Annotated in this window: 22 protein-coding genes; 16 read left to right on the top strand and 6 right to left on the bottom strand. The window is 56.3% G+C overall.

Features of this window, described 5'->3' with window-relative positions:
• Positions 1–299 precede the first annotated feature (299 nt).
• Positions 300–1,118 carry a calcium-binding protein gene (locus tag ACFHWW_RS04750; protein ID WP_379937429.1) on the top strand — a complete coding sequence of 273 codons (819 nt, stop codon included), beginning with the start codon at positions 300–302 and terminating at the stop codon, positions 1,116–1,118.
• 189 nt (positions 1,119–1,307) lie between these two features.
• Here the strand turns inward: ACFHWW_RS04750 and ACFHWW_RS04745 are convergent, their stop codons facing one another.
• Positions 1,308–1,544: a hypothetical protein gene (locus tag ACFHWW_RS04745; RefSeq protein WP_379937428.1), complete on the bottom strand. Its 237-nt coding sequence runs from the start codon at positions 1,542–1,544 to the stop codon at positions 1,308–1,310.
• A gap of 270 nt (positions 1,545–1,814) precedes the next feature.
• Between ACFHWW_RS04745 and ACFHWW_RS04740 the strand changes: the two genes are divergently transcribed.
• Positions 1,815–2,555, top strand: a complete 741-nt coding sequence (locus ACFHWW_RS04740; protein WP_379937427.1) for a sulfite exporter TauE/SafE family protein — start codon at positions 1,815–1,817, stop codon at positions 2,553–2,555.
• Positions 2,556–2,984: 429 nt separating this feature from the next.
• Here the strand turns inward: ACFHWW_RS04740 and ACFHWW_RS04735 are convergent, their stop codons facing one another.
• Positions 2,985–3,704, bottom strand: a complete 720-nt coding sequence (locus ACFHWW_RS04735; protein WP_283068055.1) for a GntR family transcriptional regulator — start codon at positions 3,702–3,704, stop codon at positions 2,985–2,987.
• 348 nt (positions 3,705–4,052) lie between these two features.
• On the opposite strand from ACFHWW_RS04735, the gene aepX reads away from it, so the two are divergent.
• The 3 genes from aepX to ACFHWW_RS04720 are packed head-to-tail and all read left to right on the top strand — an operon-like array spanning position 4,053 to position 7,030.
• Complete coding sequence (aepX, locus tag ACFHWW_RS04730; RefSeq protein WP_379937426.1) at positions 4,053–4,961, top strand: phosphoenolpyruvate mutase; 909 nt, start codon at positions 4,053–4,055, stop codon at positions 4,959–4,961.
• Between the two features lie 59 nt (positions 4,962–5,020).
• Positions 5,021–6,211, top strand: coding sequence for an aminotransferase class I/II-fold pyridoxal phosphate-dependent enzyme (locus ACFHWW_RS04725; RefSeq protein ID WP_379937425.1), 1,191 nt, complete (start codon positions 5,021–5,023; stop codon positions 6,209–6,211).
• Positions 6,212–6,253: 42 nt separating this feature from the next.
• Positions 6,254–7,030 carry a phosphocholine cytidylyltransferase family protein gene (locus ACFHWW_RS04720; protein WP_379937424.1) on the top strand — a complete coding sequence of 259 codons (777 nt, stop codon included), beginning with the start codon at positions 6,254–6,256 and terminating at the stop codon, positions 7,028–7,030.
• 224 nt (positions 7,031–7,254) lie between these two features.
• Here ACFHWW_RS04720 and ACFHWW_RS04715 read toward each other — a convergent pair whose 3' ends face one another.
• Entirely contained in the window at positions 7,255–8,037 is a 783-nt protein-coding gene (locus ACFHWW_RS04715) for a class I SAM-dependent methyltransferase (protein WP_379937423.1), read from the bottom strand.
• 1,200 nt (positions 8,038–9,237) lie between these two features.
• On the opposite strand from ACFHWW_RS04715, the gene ACFHWW_RS04710 reads away from it, so the two are divergent.
• From ACFHWW_RS04710 to ACFHWW_RS04685, 6 genes are all read left to right on the top strand, one after another.
• Entirely contained in the window at positions 9,238–9,849 is a 612-nt protein-coding gene (locus ACFHWW_RS04710) for a phosphatidylcholine/phosphatidylserine synthase (protein WP_379937422.1), read from the top strand.
• Positions 9,850–9,870: 21 nt separating this feature from the next.
• Positions 9,871–10,779 carry a class I SAM-dependent methyltransferase gene (locus tag ACFHWW_RS04705; RefSeq protein WP_379937421.1) on the top strand — a complete coding sequence of 303 codons (909 nt, stop codon included), beginning with the start codon at positions 9,871–9,873 and terminating at the stop codon, positions 10,777–10,779.
• A gap of 817 nt (positions 10,780–11,596) precedes the next feature.
• Positions 11,597–13,480, top strand: coding sequence for an asparagine synthase (glutamine-hydrolyzing) (gene asnB, locus ACFHWW_RS04700; protein ID WP_379937420.1), 1,884 nt, complete (start codon positions 11,597–11,599; stop codon positions 13,478–13,480).
• A 113-nt stretch (positions 13,481–13,593) separates the two neighbouring features.
• On the top strand, positions 13,594–15,366 hold the full coding sequence (locus ACFHWW_RS04695) for a hypothetical protein (RefSeq protein ID WP_379937418.1): 1,773 nt from the start codon (positions 13,594–13,596) through the stop codon (positions 15,364–15,366).
• Between the two features lie 131 nt (positions 15,367–15,497).
• A complete protein-coding gene (locus tag ACFHWW_RS04690) occupies positions 15,498–15,890 on the top strand; it encodes an IS630 transposase-related protein (RefSeq protein WP_246452504.1) in 393 nt (130 codons plus the stop codon).
• A 1-nt stretch (position 15,891) separates the two neighbouring features.
• Positions 15,892–16,449 (top strand): IS630 family transposase, encoded by a 558-nt coding sequence (locus tag ACFHWW_RS04685; RefSeq protein ID WP_245182071.1) that lies wholly within the window; start codon positions 15,892–15,894, stop codon positions 16,447–16,449.
• Between the two features lie 93 nt (positions 16,450–16,542).
• On the opposite strand, the gene ACFHWW_RS04680 is transcribed toward ACFHWW_RS04685, so the two are convergent.
• The 3 genes from ACFHWW_RS04680 to phnF all read right to left on the bottom strand — a co-directional run bounded on the left by ACFHWW_RS04680 (position 16,543) and on the right by phnF (position 19,130).
• On the bottom strand, positions 16,543–17,253 hold the full coding sequence (locus ACFHWW_RS04680) for a GntR family transcriptional regulator (RefSeq protein ID WP_379937417.1): 711 nt from the start codon (positions 17,251–17,253) through the stop codon (positions 16,543–16,545).
• A 27-nt stretch (positions 17,254–17,280) separates the two neighbouring features.
• Positions 17,281–18,066, bottom strand: a complete 786-nt coding sequence (locus tag ACFHWW_RS04675; protein WP_379937416.1) for a class I SAM-dependent methyltransferase — start codon at positions 18,064–18,066, stop codon at positions 17,281–17,283.
• Positions 18,067–18,377: 311 nt separating this feature from the next.
• The gene (phnF, locus tag ACFHWW_RS04670; protein ID WP_379937415.1) at positions 18,378–19,130 is read right to left on the bottom strand and encodes a phosphonate metabolism transcriptional regulator PhnF; all 753 of its coding nucleotides are present in this window, start codon (positions 19,128–19,130) and stop codon (positions 18,378–18,380) included.
• A gap of 17 nt (positions 19,131–19,147) precedes the next feature.
• On the opposite strand from phnF, the gene ACFHWW_RS04665 reads away from it, so the two are divergent.
• From ACFHWW_RS04665 to ACFHWW_RS04645, 5 genes are read left to right on the top strand one after another with little or no spacing between them, the layout of a single operon-like run.
• On the top strand, positions 19,148–20,815 hold the full coding sequence (locus tag ACFHWW_RS04665; protein WP_379937413.1) for an ABC transporter substrate-binding protein: 1,668 nt from the start codon (positions 19,148–19,150) through the stop codon (positions 20,813–20,815).
• Between the two features lie 6 nt (positions 20,816–20,821).
• Entirely contained in the window at positions 20,822–21,811 is a 990-nt protein-coding gene (locus ACFHWW_RS04660; RefSeq protein WP_379937412.1) for an ABC transporter permease, read from the top strand.
• Positions 21,808–23,385, top strand: a complete 1,578-nt coding sequence (locus ACFHWW_RS04655) for an ABC transporter ATP-binding protein (RefSeq protein ID WP_379937411.1) — start codon at positions 21,808–21,810, stop codon at positions 23,383–23,385. The genes ACFHWW_RS04660 and ACFHWW_RS04655 overlap by 4 nt, the downstream gene beginning before the upstream one ends.
• Positions 23,373–24,155: an ABC transporter permease gene (locus ACFHWW_RS04650; protein ID WP_379937410.1), complete on the top strand. Its 783-nt coding sequence runs from the start codon at positions 23,373–23,375 to the stop codon at positions 24,153–24,155. Before ACFHWW_RS04655 ends, ACFHWW_RS04650 begins: the two co-directional genes overlap by 13 nt.
• Entirely contained in the window at positions 24,152–25,177 is a 1,026-nt protein-coding gene (locus ACFHWW_RS04645; RefSeq protein WP_379937409.1) for a sugar phosphate isomerase/epimerase family protein, read from the top strand. The genes ACFHWW_RS04650 and ACFHWW_RS04645 overlap by 4 nt, the downstream gene beginning before the upstream one ends.
• The last annotated feature ends 424 nt before the right edge of the window (positions 25,178–25,601 follow it).

Raw genomic sequence — 25,601 nt, 5'->3', positions numbered from 1 at the left:
GCAAACGCCGCGATCCAATCCGAACTCAACCACTCGCCTAAACGTGAGCCGGTGTAAGCCGGATGAAATGCCCTGCATCAAACACTTGAGCACGACCTGGGCGACTACCTCCACGCGGGAGAGGCTTCAGATCAAAGTCAGATCACTGGTCATGTAGGTCCAATTTGCGGCGAAGCGCACGTGGATGCATCCGCGATGTCGATGTGTTCTATCCAAACAATCAATTACTCTAGTTGCCCGATAGGGCATATGACTGAGTCCAGTGGCGTCGTGGGGCTGTTTCATAAAGAGGACTCGCGATGGAAAAGACAATTCTAGGCGGCCAGGGTAGCAACAGTCTCTTTGGCAGCAATGGTGATGATGTGATAGTCGATCCCACGGGAAATGACTGGATCGACGGTCGTGCCGGCAGCGACTCCATCTCGGCCGGCGAGGGTAATGACCGGGTCTTCGGTGGCGTGGGCAATGACCACGTCTTTGGCGAGGAGGGCAACGACTATCTCTATGGCGACCTTGGCAGCGGCAACCCGCGCATCCCCGCTCCGGCCATCCTCGGTGAGGACAACGACAAGCTCTATGGCGGCCCCGGCGACGACGCCCTCTTCGCGGGCGACGGCAGGGACTCTTTGACCGGAGGTGCCGGCCACGACACCTTTGTGTTCCAGTTCCACAACCCGCTTTCCGGGTTTGATCAAAACTACGGGCCAAACGCGGAGGACCACACCACCATCGTGGATTTTGACCCAGCGCAAGATACTTTCGCCTTCGATGCGGTAGGCCTTGGCAGCGATGGTCTTGAAGCGAATTTCGTTAATCACGCCGCGCGTGGCAATCAGGTGGACACCTTCTACAGCGGCCCCGCCGATGGCGCGAACGGCGAGCACGTCGTAGTGATCACTGATCACAGTTTCGCCGATGGCTCGGCCGCAGCCAGGGATGTTTCCGGCGAGGCTGCAGGCGATATCATTGTCTATTTCGATAATAGGACCATGACGGCGGATCTGGGTTATGTTACCTCCGAAAACCACGTGGAGGACTTCGCGCACCTGGGCAACGTGCAAAGTCTGCTCCACTTGGCCGGCTTGAGCCTGACCGCGTCGGATTTCACGTTCTGTTAATCCAGAAAACCCATGCGGAACCGCGCCGCGCTCCCCAAGCGCGGCGCTTTCCCTTTCCGCTCCCTTGACCGTGGGCCATCCAGGAGCAGCCGCAGTGTTGTTCAGCTTGATGAAGCTCTGCACATTGCGTCGGCTGTAGACCCAACCCTAATCGAGCCTTGATCACATTCGGAGAAAATCATAACTCCACTATCTAGCGAGCAGATGGGCGGCAACGCTATGCCACAGCGTGTGCACGCTGATCCGCTTGATCAATGCGGTCGCCTTGGTCGCCGAACGGCAGGCGGCATGGAGTATCTGCACATCAATCCGCTTATCGCCCCGTCCGGGAAATTGCCAGCCCTTGAGGCGTTCCAAGCGCCAAGGTTCACCCTGAATACCACCGCCGCCGTAAACGCCGGGCTCTCCCAAACCGCCGTCGATCAATTCGGAAATCCTTCGTCGAGGCATGTTTTTTGCTCCTCGGTTAGGGCCGCGGTGGAGAAAGATGCGCCGGCAGATGCGAGCGCTGATAGGCGTGGAGTTCGACTATGATACCGCCCTCGGGGCGGGACTGAAAGTCATGATGCAGCAATACTTTCGGCAGTTGGGGTGATGTCTGAACGCACAGAGGATTGTGATTTCCGCGGTCGAGCATCCGGCAGTGGTCACGCGCTGCACGCATCAAGGAAGTGACCCGAGAAAGTGGGCAGGCCGTTGGATACTGAAGTGATCGGGCTCGCGGCAGCCTTCCTTGCCATCGCATTGGTATATGCGGCAGTCGGGCAGGCTGGAGCGTCGGGCTATATCGCCGCAATGGCACTTGTCGGTTTCGCCCCGGCGGCCATGAAAACTACAGCCCTTGCCCTGAACCTCTTGGTCGCCGCGATCGGCACGTTCCATTTCATGAAGTCTGGACGCTTATCGTGGCGGAATGTCTATCCTTTTGCCATTTTGGGTTTCCCGCTCTCCCTGGTCGGCGGAGCAGTTCATCTTCAGGAAGAACTTTACTATCCGATTGTGGGTGTGATCCTCGTGCTCTCTGCCGCCCAAATGGCCCGGTCTGCACTTCGCAAAGGTGCAACTGTCGCCTCACCAAGCGTGCCGCCCTTCTGGCCTGCTTTAGCGACTGGAGCTATTATCGGTTTCCTCGCGGGGACAACCGGTACGGGCGGCGGCGTGTTCCTTGCCCCATTAATGCTGGTTATGAATTGGGGAAGCGCGCATCAAACAGCAGCTACAACAGCAGCTTATAATCTGATCAACTCTGCCGCCGCCTTGATAGGCGCCTATGCATATTGGGATGCCTTGCCAACATCGTTGCCATTTTGGTTATTTTCCGTAGCGGCGGGCGGATCGATCGGCGCATTCTTTGGAAGCCGATATCTGGCAGATCGTTGGTTGCGCGCGATCCTCGCTGCTCTTTTGCTGATGTCGGGCCTCAAGCTACTTTGGTAGCGAGGCGTGAGCCTGCGCAAAGCCTGCTGGATTATGCCGAATGCCGCATCAAATAAGGCATTACAGCGACTGAACTCGGCCGTGCGGCATAACAAGGCTTACGACCTAATGGGTGTTGGACTAATACGCTCCGCCACTGGCGGAGCGGCAAGGAGGTCATGGTGCAGCAGGGAGCCCCAACTTGCTCCATCGGACAGCGGAGCTCACCCGATTGACCGAGATCCTGAAGCGGAAAGCATAAGGATTAAGCTCCTGCCGAATCCCCAGTGGGCGATTGGGCATACCTTGGATGTTGCAGTTATGGTGCTCCCTCACTTCAACCGGAGCACCGCAAATTGCCCCGATGAACTTAATTGGAAGGGGTGAGTTCCTCCTGGTGTAGGCCTGTACATTGGACCTGCCTTCCCTCCTTGGAACGGGGGAATTGACTTACAAGCTTCTCGCTACAAGGGGGAAGCTTGTGAGCCATCGTGTGTTCATCTCCTGCACGACACGCGGCAGAGCACTCTGCTCTAAGTCAAAGTGGCTTATTAATGCGGATTCCACCACGCCCGTTGCGCTGCCGAGTTGGCGCATCGCGGCCGTTAGCGTTGCGATGCTTCTCCCGAAAGAAGGTGAAAGCTCAGATGCGGCTATTTCCATGCGTACGGTGTGGGTGCAAAAACAGAACTTGTCGATGATTTTGCACATCTCGCAGTTCGATGCCGCCTGGGCGATTTCGGTGAAAATCGCTTCCGCTCCAAGTGCGAGTTTGGCCGGCGTCGATTCATCACAGGGGGCGGAATGGCAGGCAGCCTGCGGCCGTACACGCGCCAATGCGAAGGTAAGAATTTCGCGTGCCACGGCATATGAGTCCAACAGAGCCCACTCGATGAGGGGTCTCGTGAAGTAGCCCCTTTGGGGAAGGGATACGATCTTTCCTTCAGCTGCAAGTCGGATAAGTGCTTCGCGTAAGGGAGTTCGGCCAATCTTGAGTTTCAACGCCAGGTCCCTGTCGCTGAGATGCTGTCCCGGCACCAAGGCATGGCTGCAGAGCAATTGAACCACTGCATCGTAGGCTGCGTCGGCCTTTCCACGCGCCGCCGGTTCGCTGGGAAATTTTGATAGGTCTATTCCATGACACCGGGCGGCCTTTTCACAGAACCACATCTCTGCACTCTCCTTTGTCGTTTTTTGAACGATATCCAAACGGCATGCCAGAAAAGTTCGTTCTGTCACACGCCCCATATATCTGGCGACGACAATTAATAGATGTTTTGCGGCTCGGCTCTAGGCCATAGTAATATTGCGACAATCATTGTCAGAACGGACGCGTTTTCGATGTGGTATATTTTTAAATATACCGATGTTACATTATTACATATCTTGCGGAGATTCCTAACTGCAAATTCGCTGACGAATTTCCGCGCAAGGATATTCTTCCAAATATACTCTCCTAGGCTATTGCCTTTCGCAACGAATGCATTCAGCCTCGGCTTTTATGAAGGAGGGATGACAATGAATCGGGCAGCTTTTATAGCCAGGCCGATCGACGCCGTTGAGGACCCGACGACGATCCTTCGTGCGCTTATTTTCTCCAGCGATCTGTCTTTCCTCATGGAGGCCCATGACGGGCTTTCGGCAGCAATCGCCACTCAGGCCGGCTTCAAGGGGCTTTGGGCCTCCGGACTTTCGATCTCCTCGGCGCTCGGCTATCGAGACGCAAACGAGGCGAGTTGGACTGAAGTCGTGGATGTGGTGGAGCGCATGGCCGACGCCAGCGGACTACCGATCCTCGTCGACGGCGAGTCTGGGTTCGGCAATTTCAACAACGCCCGGCTACTGGCGATGAAGCTCTTGCAGCACGGCGGCGCCGGCCTCTGCCTGGAAGACAAGGCCTTTCCGAAGAGGAACAGTTTCCTGGGAGACCACCACCCGCTGGTCGATATCGATGAGTTTTCCGGGCGCCTAAAAGCCATCAAGGACACGACGGGGGACGACCTCTTGCTGGTCGCTCGCATCGAAGCGTTGATCGCCGGCTGCAGTCTGGACGAGGCGCTGCGCCGCGCGGACGCCTATGCCGATGCCGGCGCCGACGCGATCCTGATCCATTCACGTAAGAGCGATGCGGACGAGATTCTCGCTTTCGCGAAAGAGTGGCAGACACTTCCGATCGTGATTGTGCCGACGAAATACTACCGCACGCCGGTCTCGGCTTATCGAGAAGCCGGCATCTCGACGGTGATCTGGGCCAACCACGCGATGCGGGCTGCAGTCGCCGGGATGCGCGCGGTGTGCTCTCGCATAGCCGCAGAGGAGAGCATAGCCGGAGTTGAGCCGGAAGTTGCCACACTCGACGAGGTCTTCCGCCTCTTGGGTTACGATGAATTGGCCGCGGCCGAAGATCGCTATCTGCCTAAGCGCTGATGACGAGCACGCCGATGAGAGAATCGCGGCGACTCCGACATCAATTCGAGGAAGCGCTCATGCTTGCGGAGCGGACAGCCTTGTTCAAATCGTCGGGGACGGCTGCAGCGCGCGCTGCGGCTAAGGCGGCAGCCGAGTCGGGAAAAGAGATTATCGATTTGACTGCCGGCGAGATCTGGAGCGATCTTGGCCCGATGATCCGGGTCGGTGCGATCGATGCGATCCGCAGGGGCATCAACCGTTACACCGATACCATCGGAATGATACAGCTTCGCGAGGCGCTCGCCCAGAAGATCTCCGGCCATACCGGCCAGGTCTGGTGCGCCGATGAGGTCGCCGTAACGTGTGGCGCCAAACAGGCGCTGTTCAACGCTGCTATGGTGCTGCTCAATCCTGGTGACGAGGTCATCATTCCTGCGCCGTACTGGACGACTTTTCCGGCCCAGGTACTGCTCGCTGGCGCAAAGCCCGTCCACGTGGAGACGCGCGCCAATGGCTATGTACCGAGAGTCGAGGATATCGCGGCCGCAACCACCGACCGAACCCGCGCCGTGGTTGTCAACACCCCGAATAATCCAACCGGCGCCGTGTATGGTTCCGAAACGTTGGTCGGCATCGGGAAGCTTGCGATCGAACGCGACCTATGGATCATTTTCGACGAATGCTATGGCGACTTCATCCACGTTGACGATGCCCATTGTTCGATCGTCTCGATCCTCCCGGACGTTCGCCCGCGCACTCTGATCGTCAACTCCTTCAGCAAGTCGCTGGCACTGACGGGCTGGAGGATCGGCTATCTTGCCGGTCCGCAAGACGTGATCAGCGCGGTGAAGGCCCTGCAATCACATACAACCTCGAACCCGAACGTGATCGCGCAGCACGCAACGCTCACACACCTTCTAAACAGCGATGGCAGCTATGAGAGCCACCTGCGGTCGCACCTCGCGGGAACCAGGAAAACGGGTCTCGGCGCGCTTTCGGCCCTGACACGGATTCCCGTGCCGAGGGCGACGGGGGGCTTCTATTTCTACCTCGACGTTTCCGGTCTGCTGCGCCTGAGATTCGGCAATGACGAGGCCAAGACGGCCGACGATGTCGTGCACGTTCTACTGACGAGAGCGGGGGTGGCCGCGGTTTCGGGCACGACATTCGGTGACCCGGCTGGTCTTCGCCTCTCCTACGGGGTACCGCCCGAAAAACTGGAGATCGGCCTTACCAGGCTCGTCGAGGTCCTGAACGCCTGGGAATGACACGATCATGCTGCGGCGCCAGCGGAAGAGAGAGGTACAACGATGACGAATGCTCCTAAGAAGGCAGTCATACTCGCAGCAGGTTGCGGATCTCGCCTGCGGCCATTGACCGACTTGCGGCCGAAGCCGCTCGTCGAGGTCAACGGTACCCCCATCCTCCACAACGCGCTACGCAACCTTGAAGCTGTCGGCGTCGAGGAAGTCACCATCGTCATTGGCTACCGCAAGGATGATATCCAGTATTCCTGCGGCAACCATTTCGGTAATCTCGAAATTAGCTATGTCGAATCCCCTGTCTTCAACAAAACCGGCAGTGCCTATTCCCTTTGGTTGGCGCGCCATGCCTTGCTGACCGGCGACATGTACCTCCTGGAAGGGGATGTCTTTTTCGAGCTTGATGCACTTCGCCATCTTGAAATGCAGGAGGCAGAAAGTGTCGCCGCGGTCGCACCTTTCGACCCGTCGATGGAAGGCTCCGCTGTTGTCCTGACTAAGAACGATTACATCGCCGAAGTTCGGATGAAGCAGACTGCCGCCAACCTGAATGACGGGTCCCCGCCGCTCTTTAAGACGATGAATCTGATCCGTTTTTCCGGCCCTGATCTCCGCGAGACGATCGTCCCGCATCTCGACGATCGCATCTGCTGTGGCGCCGTAAAGTCTTATATGGAAGAGTTGCTCTCAGACCTGGTGCAGAAGAAGGCCTTCCGGATCGCCGCGGCCATATGTGACGGCGTCAGGTGGTATGAGATCGACAATGAGGACGATCTGCGCATTGCAGAGGCAATGTTCCTGACCGCCCGCGAAATCGCGTGTTAGCTGTAGGCGCTGCAAACATAACGGCCTGTGCTCGCCAACATCGCGGTTTTACGCAGTTCTTGGATCTTCCCTTGAAAAAAGTTGCAGCGACTTCGACCGTCGCTCTTCGGCTGTGACAGCAAAGGCTGCATTAGGACCTGCGGGTCAACATCGTGGAGCTTTGGCTTTGCCAATGTTCACGAAGAAGGAGGAAGCATTTGTGTATGCGATCACGTGCCGATGATTCACTTGATGCCCGAACAAGGCTTGCGGAACACGGATATGTATTGCCGAGATGCATTCTCAAACTGGCGCTTCTGCCAGTCTCCGTAACGCTCGAAAAGCTGAAGTCCGCTGATCTTGGCGAGCAAGTCTAGTTCGGTTGGATAAACATAGCGCATCGTAAGCGGTATCGTTCGGTTTCCGGCGGGTGTGATGCAAAGGTCTTGAGAAATAAAAAGCTGCCTGTTGCGGTCATGTCTGGCAAAGCGAACCATGGCGCGCCGCTCATCGATGTGCATAACCGTAGTTCGTTGATCGCCATATACGCCGGCGTCCGAAAAATCAGCAGTAAACGGATAGTATGAATGCACCACGAACCGGCCATTTGGCTTTAGCGCCTTAGCCACGGAGTCAAAGCAGCTGATTTGTTGCTCCAAAGTCACCAGAAGTGAGAAGGTGCTATTTACGCAGTAAACAAGATCATATGGACTACCAAGGTCGAACTCTGCCATGTCACCAAGCTGTGTGGTGACAGAACCGGCCTCGTCCTTCATTCGAAGCGAGGTAAGCATCGCTTCCGAGTTATCAAGACCGTGAACAGAAGCTCCTCTCTTCGCAAGAGGCACGGCGATGTGGCCGTTTCCGACGCCCAATTCGAGTGCGCTTCCGTTCTTTACGAAGGGCTCGAGAAAACTGACAATGCGCTCGTTCTCGACGGATTTGTTGAACGCTTCTGCGTATTCGTCATACACATTGCTCCATATTTCCCCATAAGCATTATGATATTCCCGAACATGTCCTTTCATGACGTACTCCTCACTTTCTTGTCCAAATAGACTTGCTTCATTGAACCTTGGATCACCCTGTTTCGCTCCCGGGAGAACTGGGCCTTCTCTTGCCGACAATGGCTACTCTGATAGGAATCTGGTTCCAAGTTCGATCAAGGGTGGCGTTCCAGTGCGGAGAGATGTGCGTTGGCTTCGATCCATGCTCGGGCGAAAGCTTTAAATTTCTTTTCAACTACTTTGGCTAAGGTCCGTAAGAAATGGCTAAACGAGCTTTGAGGCGCGGGCTGCGCTGTCTTTTGGAAGGTTTAATAGCTGTTGAACCTTCTCATAAAGTAGAGACTGTCGCGATAGGAAGCCGCTTTCCCCTGCACCCCCCAGCCCAGATCGTGCAGAGCTACCGCGACCGCAACGCCTTGAAGCGGTGGAGCGCCAATTTGTCCTCCTCAGCAGGCCCGCGGAAAACGCGGTGACGTTTTCGGAACGAGTTGAGCAGAGGACGTTCGAAAGCGGAAAAGAGAAGCACCTTCTGGTCTTCGAAGAGATACTGAGGCACAGCCACGACAGCGGCGGCTACAAATATCTTCTGCTGTCGGATCGGAATATACCATCAACAATCCCGATTACACGGGCGAAAAGCCCATTTTCCTGCACTCGGCACTGAAGGGCGTCATCCTTTTCTCGCCACGTTGACGATGACCAGCGCGTCAGGAGGCCGAACTGTCGCATTTCTCTAACTGGCCCAACCCGTCGCATCTCTAAATGGCCCTACACACGGCAGGACGCATCAAACCGAGCGCGCCTTGCTCGTCCTCGGTCTTGCAGCGCCGATGCTCGTCGACGCGGCCCGGGCGCTGCCGCCCCCCAGGATATCGGCGGTCCAGTGACTATAGGGACTTTGGCGAGGCTATCGCCGCATGCTATTTCGCTTCTCCATTGTGGGATGCATGACAAAATTGCGTCTAAGCAAACAGATAGAACGGATCCACGCATCCAAACCGCTGAAGTGAAATCGTTTTTTTGAGTTGGCATTGCTCTTGCGCCACGAGCTGTGACGTTCGACCAGGAGTTCCTTGTCCGGCTGATCGGCACACATGGTCTGCAGCGAGCGGTGGCGCGTTGCGACGATCGAGTAAAGAAGGCCGAGGCGTGCATTTTCATGCTTGACCGGCCGCAGAGATGACAGCAGCCCGGCCGCGGGTCGCTGTTGGGGAGTAGGAGATGATCCGTTATCTGTTTGATGCTGCGAACGCCATTACGGCTCTCGGGCTGATCTTTGCCATGTCGGCAATTTATTTTGCTTTGGTCGGGCGTTTCGAAGTGAGCATCTGTTTCGGGTTATGGGCTCTTATAGCCGATGACGCTGACGGTATGGTCGCCAAGAGCTCCATCAACCGATCAGCTTTGACGGCGCAGGTTGGAAGTGCCTTCGACGGACTAGCGGATCTGGTATACGCGGCGGTCTTTCCGGCGGTTTTAATTTTATCTTTTAATGCTTTCTCGATTCCCGCACTGTTAGCTGCGGTCTGCCTTGTCGTCTCTGGAGCTCTCCGCCTTAGCTACTTTTCAACGTTCGGGCTCGACGCTAACGGGTTCGGCCGAGGCCTGCCGCTCAACAACGACCTCTTCGTATTGGCGCTTCTATTTGCCGCCAATCGAATCTTGCCGGTAGAGAACCTTGGCACGCTTTTGGTTGGAGCAGCGTTTCTTCTGTCGGTATTGCATCTTTCGCACTTTAGATTTCCGGGCACAGGCAATTCACTGCGGCTGATCAACCTCGTACTCGCGGCAATCGGATCGATAGCTCTGTTAACCCCTAAATTCTCATCGTGACGCATCGGAGGAGAAGAATCCATGGACGGAGCTTTGGAAAGTAACACGCGTGCCGTTTTCGATCGCTATCAGCGACAGCAGGAGAAGAACGAACATATCTTCTCCCGATTGGTCTCGTTAATTGATGAAGAATACTTCGGCTTCAATCCGGGAGGCTTCACGGGACTTCAAGTTCTAGACGCCGGTTGTGGATCAAACGCGAATGCATCCTATGCCTTTCTCGAAAAAGGTGCCGCCAAAGTTACTTCGCTTGAGCTTGGAGAGGAGTGGATGGACTGTGCCGCTCGACGCCTTTCGAAATTCGGGCCGAGATCGGTACTAATCGATGGGAGCGTTCTGAATTTGCCGTTCGCAGATGCAGCCTTTGACTTCACACACTGCGCGGGGGTCCTGCCTCACACAGCGAACCCGCGTAAAGGATTTGACGAACTGGCAAGGGTGACGCGGCCGGGCGGTCATCTCTTTCTGACCATCATGGGAACCGGAAACGGGGTTCTCTATCGCTGCATCAACCATCTTCGTGAGCTGTATGCTTCCGACGCTGAATTCCGGCAAGCAATCGACAATCTTGATGGTCGAACGGCCAAAGAAGCGATTGACTGGTTGTTGGCTGTTAAGGGTCAAAACGAATCTCCCCTCCTAGAAGGAGAGGATGGTTTCATTCGAAGCCTCTTCGATGATGACCTGTTCGTCACGGTGCGTGATCGCTTTCAGGCGCCCACCTATCACGAATTTGCTTTCACCGAGCGACAAATTCGCACTTGGTATGCCGAGAACCGCTTTGTCGATGTTCGCCGGGTGTCACGGTATACTAAAGGACTCGAAAATCTTCGACGTTTCCTCGCACCCATGTACCTGCACTACGGCCACCCGCTCGCTCGATTTTGGTTCGGGGATGGCTGCATTCAAATGATCGGAGTTCGGAACTAGGTTGTCCGGAGCGTTCGGAAAAGGCCGGAACCTGCTCCATTTCAATTGGGAATGGCAGCCAGTGTCGCGGCATTTGTGAAGAGGACTCAGCGGAGGCTACATGCGGCTTAGAAACATGCACGCCGTTGAAGACGCAGATACGGTCGTCGGCTTTGTCAACTGGTCGGAGACCGCGCGCGAATGCAACTCTGGACAATCCAAGTGGCTCGTGCCCTCGATGGTTAGCACCAGCGAGCGCAAAAGTGTAAAAAGGTGGCGCGATGTAGGTGGCGATAATCTCCCGCTCCTCGACAGAAACGTGGTCGCTCTATCTTGCAACGCCACCCGTCAAGCAGGAAGTCGCCCAGCCCCGCTCGGCAGTCGAGCTCACCGCGATATGCCGTCTCGCTCCTTCCGACTGCCACAGAGCGGCCAAGAGGCGGGCACCTGGATAGACCGCCTTGCAAACTTTTATGTGGCCGTCACTCGCAAGGGCGATGTCATAGAACTGCTCACGCCCGTTGTTTCGCAGGATCAGCGAGCCGCGATCATGGGTCGTTTCCCGCCTGAGCGGGTCGGCATTCCCGACACATCCGCATTAAGCTGGAACCAGCTCCTCTGCTCAAGCCGGCGCGATTTGTCGCGCCGGCCCCGCGCTTTTTAGGCTCGTTGGCTGCGACGTACTCGAGGCACCTGGTCCACTGGATATCTGATCGCAGTCGCTTCCGATGTGCCATTGAGCTGGACGCTCTTATCTCTCTGGAGAAATAGCCGGAGCGGCAGTGGATGTCGGCAACAGCAATGACAGCTCGGTACGAGCCGCAACGAGGCAGGTAAGATGTGCGGTATATTTGGCGTGATCAACGCGGCGCCTGGAAAAACTATTTCACCGACGACGGTGCGCGAATGCACCGACATGCTCGCGCACCGGGGACCGGACGGCGTCGGTATCTATGTCGGTGAGGCGATTGCCTTTGGTCACCGAAGGCTCGCTATTATTGATGTGAATCAGCGTGCTAACCAGCCCTTCCTGGATCCCGAAACGAATCTCCTCCTTACGTACAATGGAGAAATTTTCAACTATCAGGACCTTCGCTCCGAGCTTGCGGCGTGCGGATATCTCTTCACGACGTCTTCTGATACTGAAGTCTTGTGCAAGGCGTTTCATAAATGGGGAATTACGTGCCTGCAGCGCCTGCGAGGCATGTTTGCGTTTGCCCTGTATGATCGAAACAGCGGGAGAACGTTTCTCGTTCGCGACCGGATGGGTATTAAGCCGCTGTATTATATAGAACAATCTGGGGGACTTCTGTTCGCCTCTCAACCTTCAGCCATTCTGCGATGGCCTGACATAAGAAAAAGAATCAGTGCCGAAGCTCTGTCATCCTTTCTCTCCTTTCGTGCTGTATACGGAGAAGGCTCTTTCTTTGAAGGGCTGAAGAAAGTCCTGCCGGGTCACTACCTGGAAGTTATTGGCGGCTCGGCGACCCTCACAAAGTGGTGGCATTTGGCGCGGCACGAGCAAGACGCCTTGCCCTTGGATGAAGAAATTGGTGCTTCGATCACCTATCATACCATCAGCGACGTGCCCCTTGCCACGTTCCTATCTGGCGGTCTAGACTCGAGCATCATCACTTCTGAGATAGCCCGACGAACTGGACTATCTCCCATTTGTTTCACCGGCTCCGTCAAGGGAGACGGGTATGATGAGTCAGTCTACGCAAGATCAGTTGCGACCAAGTTCGGCCTCGATCATCGTATCGTGGATATTCCCACTCCAGACGATGTCTCCATTGTATCGAAGCTAATTGCTCTACGTTGTCACCCGCTCGGCATGCACAACGAGCTCGCTATGTACGCTCTCGCCCGCGCAATCTCGGCCGAGCACAAGGTCGCACTAACCGGCGAGGGTGCCGATGAACTCTTCGCCGGTTACGGCAGACTATATAGGATCGATCTCGACTATGCTCGCGCGCACATCCTCGCAATGCTGCCAGCAGCGTTGGCAGCCCCCATCGCTAAGCGCCTCAAGGTCGCACCCTATCAGAGTTCCGAATTCGATTTTTTTCTTCACCACTACTCTTACTTTCCTGAGCAACAGAAAGAGAAATTATTCCGCAAGGAAGTTCGCGCCAACCTGGGTGATGGCCAGACGAGGTATGGAACTCTGCGGACTGAATTCGAAACGCTTGGGAGCAATCTGTTCTCACGTGTTAAACAATTCATGCTGCAACACCACCTCCCTGCCCTCCTGGAAATGGTTGACAACACCACGATGGCGGCAGGCATCGAGGCGAGGGTTCCTTTCGTCGACGACTGCGTAATCCGCCATGCCCTCTCCTTGCGAAAGGCTGACATTATCCGCTGGCGGTCGTTATTCCACTTCCTCCGCGCGCTCGTCAGTCCAATAGCGGCTTTTAGTGAACGATTCGACACGACTAAAGCCATTCTTCGCGACCTCTATCGAGACGTTCTTCCAAGTGTTGTTCTCGAGCGGCCGAAAGTTGGTTTTGCGCTGCCGTTGGGCAAATGGGCTACAACTGATCTATCTTTGCCGTTTCGCAACCGCTTGTTTTCGGGATCACCGGCGGCGGCCCAATTTTTGGACATGGATGCCGTTCGTCACTGGTATCAGCGCGGATGTGAGGCTCCAAGCGATACATTTGGAAGGCAGGTTTGGCTTCTGTGCAATGTTGAGTTGTTCCTACAGCAGCACACCTGATCTTCCGCATATTGGGGAGTCGGTGAGATGAAGTTTCGACCGGAATGGCTCCGATACTTCCTCGGCACATCACTGCAGATCGAGACCGAAACGTTGACTGGTTCGAGACCGCATTGCCGGAGAACGCGCGTCTGCATTCAGGCCATAATCTGGAGAGATTTCGCGGCGCGTCGCATGCCGTCTGGGTTTCCTCTGCATTCACCAACGCTCTCGAAAATGGGCCGACCGCGGTTGAATCATTGTTTCGGTGTCTCCTCTATTCACTGGCCCTCTTCTTCCATTTGCTCGGAGATCCGCCGACCCTGTCGCTATTTCTCACAGCGACAGATTACGGACAGAGACATCAACACCACGCAAGCGCGATCGGAACAACGATCGTCAGCGGATTGGAGCCAAGCATGAACTCTGCAGGTGATGTGTACCGGCAGCTGGGCGTGGAGCCCCTCATCAATTGCGCGGGCGTGCGGACAAACTTTGGCGGAAGCAGCCCGCTACCGGCAGTTCGAAGGGCTATGGAAGCGGCCGCCGATGCCTTTGTTGATCTCGATGAATTGGCGGACGCGATCGCGGCACGAATTCAAGAGCTAACGGGAGCCGAATGGGGAGTTATCACGGCGGGGAGTGCCGCTGCATTGGCTCTCGCCGCCGCAGCGTGTATCGCAGGCAACGATCCCGAGCATATTCTATCGCTTCCTGAGTTTGAACCGCGCCCTTTGATCCTCATGCCGGGAACCCATCGTTTCGCCTATGATCAGTCTCTTCGAATGAGCGGCGCAATCATTGCTGAGTTCCATTCCCTTTCCGAACTCCGAGCGCAGGTGCAGTCCGGAGCGGCAATGATTTGCGTTCTAGGCAGGAGGTCGGTCAGCGAGTTCGGTGGGCTCGAGGGTATCGCAGCGGAAGCCGCTATGACCAAGATTCCCATTCTGGTGGACTGTGCTGGCATGGGACCTTCATCACCGGACGTGTGGCTTCAAAGGGGGGCGAGCATGGTCGTGTATTCTGCGGGCAAATATCTACGAGGCCCGCAATCGACGGCTTTTCTTGTGGGATCGAAGGCGCTGACCAAAGCCGCATGGCAGATTGGTGCGCCCCACCAAGCCTGGGGCAGACCTATTAAAGTCGGGAAAGAGGAAATGATAGGCGCTATCGTAGCCCTGGAGCAATGGTTCAGTGATCCAGATGCCTGTCAAGAGCAACAGCGATGGCTTCGCGCTTTAGATTTCATCGCATTTCCGATAGCTCGCCTTCCCGGCGTCAGAACAACAGTTATTCCCGCTGATGAGTTTAACGTTGTGCCGAGGCTCAGGATCGACATTGATGAAGATAAATATCACGTTGAGCCCAGCAAGTTCCGTTCCGACCTGCTCGCGGAACGCCCGAGAGTTCTGCTAAATGACTTTTGGGTGCGGCCAGACCACATCATTGTTGATCCGTTCAACATCGAAGAGGGGGAAGCAGAGTTAGCGGCGACAAAGATCGTAGCTGCTCTTCGCGGTTGCCTTGGACGACCCAGACAATACGCTGGCACCTCTCCGGTTTGCGATTTTGGGGGCTCTTGGTCGACAACCATCAGTTTCGCCCACCGTGATGAAGAATCAATTCTTCGACTCTCCGGAGACGACGCAGGGATAATCGAGGGAACTCACCACACTCAACGCGGCATAGGGGTGGTTAATGGGATTGCCATCGGCAACACGCTGTCGTTGCATGCAGCACACCAGCATGACTCGATGAGAGTGCTTTATTCATTTGAAGGTTCCCTGGTGAACGATGAAATCTCCGGAACAGTTGTACTTGGTGCGTCGTCCGAGGAGCATCGAGGGATGGTTTTCGATAGCCAGTTTGGGACCTCTCTGTGGAAGGGCAAACGCTCGGACGAGTAGATTCGCCGCCCAAAGCGTAGTCGGTATGATCGTAATTTGCCGACCTCTAAAGCGTGTCGCGGCTTTTGAGATTCAGGATTCTCAAATCAGTGGAGATGTGATTCCCTTTGATTGACAGAGGGAGGAGCGCCGTGGGCAAATCACATCCGATCGCGTTGCGTGTGCGTGTTGTTGCGTTTGTCGAGGAAGGCCATAGCCATCGAGAGGCGGCTCGGCACTTCCGCGTGTCGCCGCGTTTTGTGAACAATCTGATGATCCTGAAACGCGCGACCGGATCGCTTGCGCCCCGGCGGCAAGGTCATCTGGGTGGCGGCAAGTTGAATGCCCATGATGCATGGATGCGCGAGCGCCTGGCGGAGAATGGCGAGTTGACGCTGGACGAGCTGTGCGTGGAACTGGCTGGCCGCGGCGTCCTCGTGCACCGCTCCAATGTCGGCCGTTTTCTCCATCGGCTCGGGCTGAGCCACAAAAAAAAGCCTGCGGGCAAGCGAGCATCGACGCCCGGAGATCGCGCGAGCCCGTGAGTTGTGGATCAGGCGGCGCCGGCGTTTCTTCAACAAGGCACTGGCGCGGCTGATTTTTATCGATGAAACATCGACCAACACAAAGCTGACCAAGCGCTCAGGATGGTCACCGAGAGGGCGGCGCTACCGCAGTCACGCGCCATTCGGTTCGTGGAAAACACAGACCTTCATCGCCGGCCTGCGCTCGCATGGAATGGTTGCGCCCTGGATCGTCAATGCGCCGATGAACCGGCGCATCTTCGACACCTGGGTCGAAACGCAACTCGCCCCGACCCTGTCACCGGGTGACGTCGTCATTCTCGACAATGTCGGCTTCCATAGGAGCGAACGGGCCGAGGACCTGGTCAAAGCGCGCGGCGCTTGGCTGTTGTTCCTGCCGCCCTATTCGCCCGATCTCAACCCGATCGAGATGGCCTTCTCCAAACTCAAGACACTCTTGCGAAAACGCGCCGCCCGCAGCTTTGACGCCATCGCACAGGCGCTCGGCGACATCTGCAACCTCTTCTCCGTCACAGAATGCCGCAACTACTTCAAGGCTGCCGGATACGAGGCCGATTAAACGCGATACGCTTTAGTATTATCAACCATTGATAAATCAGGCTGTATTCCTTCGAGGAAACCTCGAGGCAAATTCGTCCGCACCCTCTATGGGCTACACGTCGGCATCAACGATAAACTTTATTCGGTCCGCTGCATAACAGGCGATGTGATAGCGAAATAGGCCGTTATCGTCACTTAACTCGGCGTTTTCTTTTTGCACTACGGGTCGTGCAATCGATTGGTCCAAGAGAGTCGCCTCCTCAGAGGTCGGCATTCGCGCAGACACCGTTACAGTCGTCGGTTTAAGAGTCTTAATACCGTAGGCAAGAAGAGCACGCTCAAAGTCAGCATGCTCTCCCATGGCTTCGACGAACTTGCCGTATCGTTGAGCATCTAGGAAGCTTCGGCTAATTGCGAGAGGGCGGTCGCCAGCAAATCCGAGCAAATCAATGACCAACACATCGGTTCCCTCGATAATTCGCAAGCGGTCAGCAATCTCCGACGATGCGTTCTCGACTCTATACGAGAGAAGCCGGCGCCGCGGCTGGCTGTCAAACTCCAAAATGTTCTGCGAAAGAGTCATTCTCCGCAAAATGCGATATTGAACGACGTCTTGTTCAACAAACGCTCCTTTCCCGTGCACAATTCGGATTAGCCCCTTGCTCTGCAAACTGGCCAGCGCCTTGCGAGCGGTCAACCGGCTAACGCCGAAGCGTCTGGCCACTTCGGTGTCCGGTGGGAGAACTCCGTCAAATGCACCTGCAAGGATTTCCTTCGAGAGAGCGTCCTCGATTACCCGCCAAATTGCTTGCTTATTATCCACGCTTTATTGAGCCTGCTTTCGTCGCCTTCACGACTCATGCTTGAGCTGAACAGTCCAGCTTGTGGTTTCATGCGGCAATCGAAGCTCTCGAGCGCCGCCAATCTGACCCTCGATCCAGGAAAGCAAGTCCTCCCACCGTGTTGCGCCGATCTGACTTGGGATGTCGTGCACCCCACGCCAAGACAACAGAAAACGTTCCGGAGTTTTCAAGACGACGTGCTGACGATGAATCTGCAGGCACTCCATGAACGCGTCAGAGAGATGGACAACATCCTTAAGGCGCGGCATCAGTTCAAGTATTCCGGGCATAACGCGTTTAAGTCCAGGAAACGTGGCCGAGATGTGATTTTCTATCATGGAGCGTATTTCGCAGTTTTGTTGATCAGGGAGGCAATAGATGACCGAAAGAAAGCCACTGGGCCGAAGTATCCTCCTCATCTCAAGTAGAGTTGCCTGCGGATTCATCCAATGGAAAGCATTACTAACAATCGCCCAATCCACTGACTGATCGGGAAGTGACGTGTTCTCTCCCGTTCCGGGCCGCCAGTCGAACGCATCACAAGTGGTCATTGCACGTTTTCCTTCAGTAAGCATTTGCTCATTGGGCTCGACCGCAAATCCTCGCAAATGGCGAGATGCAAGGTCGATGGTCAGCTTCCCGGCTCCGGCACCGATATCCGCAACGGTGAAATCGGCCCTCGACGCACCTACATGAGCCGTCAGGAGATCCAGGACAACTTTGTCGTAGTCAGCCCGTGCAGCATAGTAAGATGCGGTACTGGAGAAGTCCCCATAGGCGTAGTTCACCTTCATCACCAGCTCTCCTCAAAACTTCGGATCTATGGTCGCAATGGAAAAATGAAGCTAAATTTGCCTCAGTGCGGAAAGGCATGTGACGGCGATATCCGCGCAACCGACCCCGGAACAGGGCTGTGCACAATGCGTGCCGAATAGATAAGCTCTTTAAAACAATACGATACCCAAACGATATTATGTCGCGTGTCCGACACCGTCTGACGTCGAACAGAGGGGAGTTGCGGCGAATACATCTGCGGAAATTTTCAATGCCGTTCACGGCCGAGTCTGGCCCAACGCGGCCTGAACGACTTTGCCAGCGGAGAAGCCTACGCACCGTTCCCGCGTTGGGTGGCGCCGTCAAAAACGAACTGAATCCGGTCGGCGGCGTAGCAGGTCACATGACACCATACTGGCCTGCCGTTCTCGTCGACGTCGAAGGCCTTCTTTTCGACGATCGGCCGCGAGAGGGATTGATCCAGAAGTTTGGCTTCCTCTTGTGACGGCATCCGCGCGATCACCTTGGCAGTGCCGGGCCACAAAGTTGCAAATCCAAATTTCTCCAAGGCGATTTCAACATCCGCCTCTGGACCCATCGCCTCCACGAAGCCCGAGAACGTGGGCAATTCCAGGAAATTGGTGCTGAACGCCACCGGTCGACCATTGCTTGCGGCGATCAGTTGAACAGTCAGTACGGTTGCTCCGGGGGCAAGGTCGAGACAGGAGCATATCCAGGCATCAGCGGGTCTGTTGTCAGCGTGGATCAGCTTGCGGCTAGGCAACTGATTGTTGGCCCGGACGTTCTGAGGGAACGTCACGCGCGAGGCCAGGCGGTATTCAAGCACATCGGTTTCGATAAATGCCCCGCGGCCATGCTCGATCCTGATCAGACCTCTGTTCTGAAGGGTCGCGAGTGCTTTGCGCGAGGTCATGCGACTGACGCCAAAGCGCTCGGCCACTTTTGTGTCCGCCGGCAAACGCCCTTCCGCATCGAACTCTCCTTCAAGAATTTCGCGATGCAACGTCTCCACAATCGTTTTCCAACGCGGTTGTGCTGACGACCCGTATGGCGGTGAGCTCATAAATTGTTCCTTCTGTCATGCGTCCGTCACAGAAACTCGTATATACGAGTTATCAAACGACCGGGCAACGGAGAGATCATGTCGGCTGGTCGCCCATGCAAAAGTCTCCTCAAAGAACGGATGCGGCAATGCTTAATCATCCCATTTCCCGACGCATGTTCAATGTCTCTCTCGGCGCCTCCGCCCTTGCGGCGCTAACGCGCTCTGCTCTGGCACAAGCAAACACCGCTCCCAGCAAGGGCGGCCGACTCAGAGTCATGTTGCAAGAGACCGCATCCTCTTCTCTGCTCGATCCCACCAAGGTCGCATCCTGGAGCGTCTATTTCGCCTACGCAATCATCGGAGAAACACTGGTGGGCATCGACAGCCGCCTTAACCCGGTCCCGATGCTTGCCGCGAGTTGGGAGCCGGTCAAAAACAAGGTCGATGACTGGGTGTTCAAGCTACGCCGCGGCGTGGAATTTCACAACGGCAAGAGCCTGACTGCAAAAGACGTCATCTTCAGTCTGAACCGACTTCGCGACCCGACTTTGCAGTCGCCTTTGCGCGACCTTCTCGAACACATCACCGATATCATCGAGGAAGATACGCATACCTTGCGCATTACGCTTTCGCGTCCGGATGCAGACTTCCCCCTGTTACTGGCGCAGGACCGATTCTACATCTTCCCGGAGGGTTTCTCGACGTTTGACAAGCCGGTGGGCACCGGTCCCTTCGTGGCGGACGGACTAAATCCGGCCGGCGTCAATGTTTATCGCCGCAATCAAAACTATTGGCAGAACGGCAAGCCTTACTTGGACGAGGTGGCGTTCCAGGGAAATCAGGATCCTGTCGCACGTGTTTCTGCTCTTCTCGCCGGAGATGTGGATGCCGTGCAGACGATCAACTTTACGCTCGCAAAGCGCATCGCGGCGACATCCGGCTTCCAGGTCGTCTCTTCCACAAGCGGCGTCCACAACGTGGTGGCCATGCTGACTGACACAGCGCCATTCGACCGGCCGGAAGTTCGCGAGGCGCTGAAACATCTATTCGATCGCGAGCAGATGCGCGACCGCCTCTGCGCCGGTCATGCGCAGATCGGCAATGACCATCCCATCCCGCCCTTCAGTTCCTTCTACCATACGGAATTGCCTGTTCGCCCCTATGATCCGGAGCGGGCTAGATCCATTCTCCAGAAGGCCGGTGTAGACTTCCCGACGCAGGTTCTGCATGCCTCCGACGCCGTGACGCCCGGTGTAGCGGTTGATCTTGCGCAGATATACGCCGACGGCGCTCGTAAGGCCGGCATTTCGCTTGAACCGAAACGCGATCCGGTCACCGGCTATTGGGACAACGTCTGGCTGAAGCAGCCACTGATGGTTGGCGGATGGGGCACGCGTTTCACACCCGATCTCATGTTGCGCGTCGCCTATCGCTCGGGCGCGAAATGGAACGAAACGCACTGGAGCCGGCCGAAGGTGGACGCGATGATGGACGAGGCGGTTGCCACGACCGATGTCAACCGTCGTCGAGAGCTGTACTGGGCAATCCAGGAAACGATCCATTATGATGGCGGCGCAGGCATCCCGCTGTTCTTCAATCAACTCGACGCGATCTCCACCAGGGTGAAAGGCGTTTCGCCTTCGCCCCTCGGCTCTCTAACCGGGCCGGCCATGGCTGACCTTTGGCTGGATCAGGGAGCCTGATCTGCGATGTCCGATTACTCTCTCACCCTTGAGCAAAACGAGCGGAGGTCGCCCTTGTCAAACCTCTACTCAATAGCGCTTGAACTGGCAATTAGGTTGACCATTCTCCTGGTTGCCGCCGCCCTGATCTTCTTCGGCACGGCACTCATTCCGGGCGACTTCGTAACGGAGTTGCTCGGCCAGGACTACACGCCGGAACTGGGCGCACAACTGCGCCATAGCCTTGGGCTGGACCGCCCCTTGCCGGAGCGCTTCGTCACTTGGCTGTTTCACTTCATGCACGGAGAATTCGGTCAATCATTTACCAGTCGCAGACCAGTGTGGGAGGTCGTTCAGCCGCGTCTTGCCAATACGCTCATGCTTGCCGTCGCCGCACTTTGCTGGTTCCCGCTCGCCTGCGCCGCCGGCGTGGGTTTGTTCCTCGCGCCACCGCAAATCCGGCGCTTTTTCCAGTTCTCCATGCAGATTGTGCTTTGCGCGCCGGAATTTCTCATCGCCTATATTTTCATTTACGTCTTCGCGGTCCAACTCCATTTTCTGCCGGCCGTCTCGCGATTGGCACCGGATCAGTCGGTGTCCGAGCACATCCGCGTTCTTATCCTGCCAAGCGCGTGTCTCGGCATCGGCATGATTGCCTATGTCGGTCGCATGCTGGCGTCGCTGCTACTGATGGAGGAAAAGAAGGACTACTTCGAGTTCGCTCGCCTCCGCGGGTTCAGCCGAAGCTGGATTGCGCTCCATTATGCAGTACCGTCGATTCTCCCTTCAATCCTCAATCTCCTGCTCATTTACTGCGCCTACCTGCTGACCGGCGTGCTGGTGATTGAAGTCGTCTTCGGGATTTCGGGCATCGGCGAGTTGGCCGTGTCCTCTGTCGTATGGCGGGATATCCCGGTCCTTCAATTCTGCGCGGTGTTCATTACTGCAATCTATGTGTGCATCTATTCCCTGTCGGACCTGATAGCCGGCCGGATCAGCAAAAGAGGTGCCCTATGAAACCGGCCAGCTCCGAGAAACAAAATACCGCAGATGTGACGACCAATGTGTTCGAAGTCAAAGACCTTTCGGCCGTCGTTTGCAACTCCGCCACAGGCGCACGGCGGATCGATAAACTCTCAATGGCTTTGAAACCCGCCACGCTATCGACGATGATCGGGCCGTCCGGCGTCGGCAAGACGAGTCTTTGCCTTGCCCTCATGGGATGGATGAGACCCAACGTTCGCATACTGGGCGGCGAGGTCCTGTTCGGTACCCGGCAATTGCGGCACATGCAACAGCGCCAGCGGCAGGCCCTTTGGGGACGCGAGATCCTCTACGTTCCGCAATCCTCCGCAACGGCACTCGTGGCGTCACGCAATGTTGTCAGTCAGATCTCTGAGTTCGCGAGCGATACCGCCCTAGAGCGGAGCGAGCGCCTGAGGCTTCTCCAGGCCGCCTTTGATCGGCTGGAGGTTCCGGGATTTCAAGAGGGTCGCTATCCGCACCAATATAGCGGTGGGCAATTGCAGCGCATCTTGATCTCGACGGTGTTCTGCGCCACGCCTCGACTTATTATCCTCGATGAGCCGACAACCGCGCTACACACGGACCTCAAGGCGAGCGTCATGCGGGACATCAAGGCTCGTATTGAGGAGATCGGTGCTGCAGCGCTTGTCATCTCGCATGAGTTGCCGTTCTTCGCCGAGTGTTCAGATCAGACCATTGATCTGTGTGGCTTTGTCGCGTCGGACGGCAAACCGAAACCGGTGCCTCCGGCGCTGCCTTTCGCGGCATCTCTCCCCTCGTCGAAACCCGCGCCTCAGCCGACTGAGCATCCGCGATTGCGGGTGGCAGGCCTCTGCGTCAACGCACCAAGCGGTCGCCCGCTGGTTCAAAATGTGGATTTTCAGGTACGGCCGGGAGGCTGCCTCGGCATTGTCGGACCTTCTGGCGCCGGAAAGACGACAATCCTCCGCAGTCTCCTTGGGCAACATGGCGATGCCAAAGGTATAATTGAAATCGACGGTAAGAGGATGCCGCTGCACTACTCCCGCCGGACGGTCGAGCAAAAGCGTCGGCTCGAATATGTACCGCAGTCGGTGAAGCTGCACCTGAACCCCTCTCTCAGCGCCGAATATCTCATTCGCAGGCGGTTGCGTCAGGCTGGCCGCGAGCACTCATCTGATGCAGTCGCGGACATGCTCGGGCAAGTCCTCCTGCCGGCGGACTATCGTCACAAACGAAGCGCGGAGCTGTCAGGCGGGGAATGTCAACGACTGGGCATAGCGCTGGCGCTAGCCAGCAGCCCGTCACTGCTGTTGCTCGATGAAGTCACGGCATCACTGGATCCGGCAAATGCGCAGGTCGTCGCAGATATTCTCGATAAGCACACAGCCAGCGGCAACGTGGCCCTGCTGCTCGTTTCGCATCAGCCGGAGATTGTTGCTCGGCTTGCGCGCGATGTTCTGACTTTGCGCAACGGGCAAGTGGTACATCTGACCGGACACAACATTGAAATCTCTTCGTCTGGCCAGAACTTGCCGCTCAGCGAGTTGCCTCAAAGAAAGGGGCTTCGCGAATGCGCCCTCTGATATTCGTCGCCTTTATACTCTTCTTCATGGTCGCACCGTCCTTTGTGAGCGCATCGGCGGATAGTTTCTCAGGAGGGGGACTGTTCGAAGGCCCGTCTGCCACACATCTGTTGGGCACCGATTATCTGGGCCGCGACTTGCTGTCCGAGATTCTAGGTGCGGGCAGCGTCACGATGTCCGTCTGCGCAGCGGCGACATTGCTGTCGTTGGCGTGCGGTCTAACCTGCGCAGTGTTGTCTAGCGCCATGCCCTCTTTTGCCGGCACGATTCTCGCCCGCAGCATGGATGCCCTGAATTCCATACCGGGCCTCACTATCGCATTCGTGCTCATCGCTGCATGCGGATCGACCACATCGAGTCTTATCCTCATCATCACCGTAGTCGAGTTCACGCGGGCCTATCGCTCGCTCAAGGCACCGGTTGTTCAAATCTTTGCAGAGCCATTCGTTGAACTCTCCCGCATGAGAGGCGAAGGCTTCGTCTATACGGTCACGCGGGACATCTGGCCGAACATTCGCCCTTACGCAGCTGTCGAACTCGTAAACCGTTTCGTAGCCTCTCTGATGTTTTTGAGCGCGCTCAGCCTGCTCGGTATCGGCGTTCAACCACCGAACACTGATTGGGGATCGCTGATCAAGCTCAACGCGACGGGCCTCTTGCTTGGTTCGACGGCGCCTGTCCTTCCCGGAATCTTCATTCTTACCGCCTCACTGCTCGCAATCTTCGCAGCCTCGGATTCATCCCGCCAACTGGATTTCTCGAAATCATGACCAAACTGTTCCTGCATTCCTATGGCCTTCGATACCAATATCGCCACAAGCCCGGCTTTGATGTGTTCTCGCTTGTTGACCTTGCTGCCGACCTCGGATTCGACGGCCTGAACGTCTCGTGTTTCGAACCGTATATCGAACTGTCGGGGGTTGAGCTGGCGCACCTCCGCAAGCTTCGTGCTTATCTTGAGAAACGCGAGATACTCATCGACATCGAAACTGCCGGAACCGAGCCAACGCACATCGAGCGGGTACTCCGTATTGGGCGTGAGCTTGGCGCCGGATATTTGCGGACCTACACCAATGGAACGCCTGACAGGCGACTGCGTTTGGAAGAAGCCAAAGCCAATCTCTCCCAAGCCGCACTTTTGGCGGAGCGCGCCGGCATCCCGGTGCTTCTCGAAAACCATGAGGATATTTCGGCCAGCGAAGTCGGGGAAATCCTTTCCCACGTCGACAGCCCGTGGGTGCAGGGCCTTTTCGACTACGTGAACTCGATGCTTTTTTACGAAGATCCACTAACATCGCTGGAGTTGATGCGCCGTTGGATACGTTCGGCACATCTAAAAGATTGCGTAATTTTGCCCCCCGGCGAAGGCGGTTTGCTTGGAGTGCCGATCGGCTCAGGTAAGGCTCCAGTGAAAAAGATCACCTCATCGCTCGTAGATATGGGGGTCGACCGTATCTGCTTTGAGAATACGTGGTCTTATCACGCCGCTATGAGGGATCGACGTGGCAGCGCCGTTATGGGGGAGGGTTTTTTTGAGCATCCCGCTTGGCCACTGCGTGAACCGGCCGAATATGTTCATATCAATGGTCTCCTTGAGAGCAACCCATTGAAAGTCGCTGAACTGGAGTATTGGGCCCTTGAACAGTCTCTACAGTGGCTCAAAGCAGAAATTACTCAATTCAGTAGGGTCCACATCCCGAATAGAATGGGCGTGAACCGATCTAGCTATTTAGTGGCCATCGACAACCCGCCGCCTGAGGTTCTCACCACCGCGTTCGATCAAACCGCGTGACAACCCTTCTTCCCACCGGCGCAGAGGCGACAACAATCGCCCAACAACAGCCTGCATCCGTGGGCGAAAACCACGAGCCCGCTACCGCCGAGGAATTCGAACGGCTCGTCCTTCACAACGCGTTCGCGCTCCATGATTGCCGACCGCCTCGCTCGCGCGGGCTCGGTCGACATCTCCGACGTTCCAACTCACGAAAGCGACAACTCCGGGCCGCCGGAACAGGGTGGACGTTCGTCTGCATCCTGCGGTCGATCAGGAGCCAAGGGTTTATAAGGGTACCGGTGGAGTTTCGCGCGAGAGGGCATCCACGTTGGTGAACCGGCGGCGCTGTACCGCTGGCCTTCGGCCCTGTGGGCCGTCGGGATTCCGACATTCTTGTCCGCCTTGCGACGCAAGCGACAGAGCGCAAAAAGCCTCAAATTTG

The organism is Sinorhizobium sp. P24N7 (assembly GCF_042436655.1).
Taxonomy (GTDB): domain Bacteria; phylum Pseudomonadota; class Alphaproteobacteria; order Rhizobiales; family Rhizobiaceae; genus Sinorhizobium; species Sinorhizobium meliloti_A.
The sequence above is the reverse complement of the archived record's forward strand: the minus strand, read 5'-3'. Positions and strand labels throughout refer to the sequence as shown.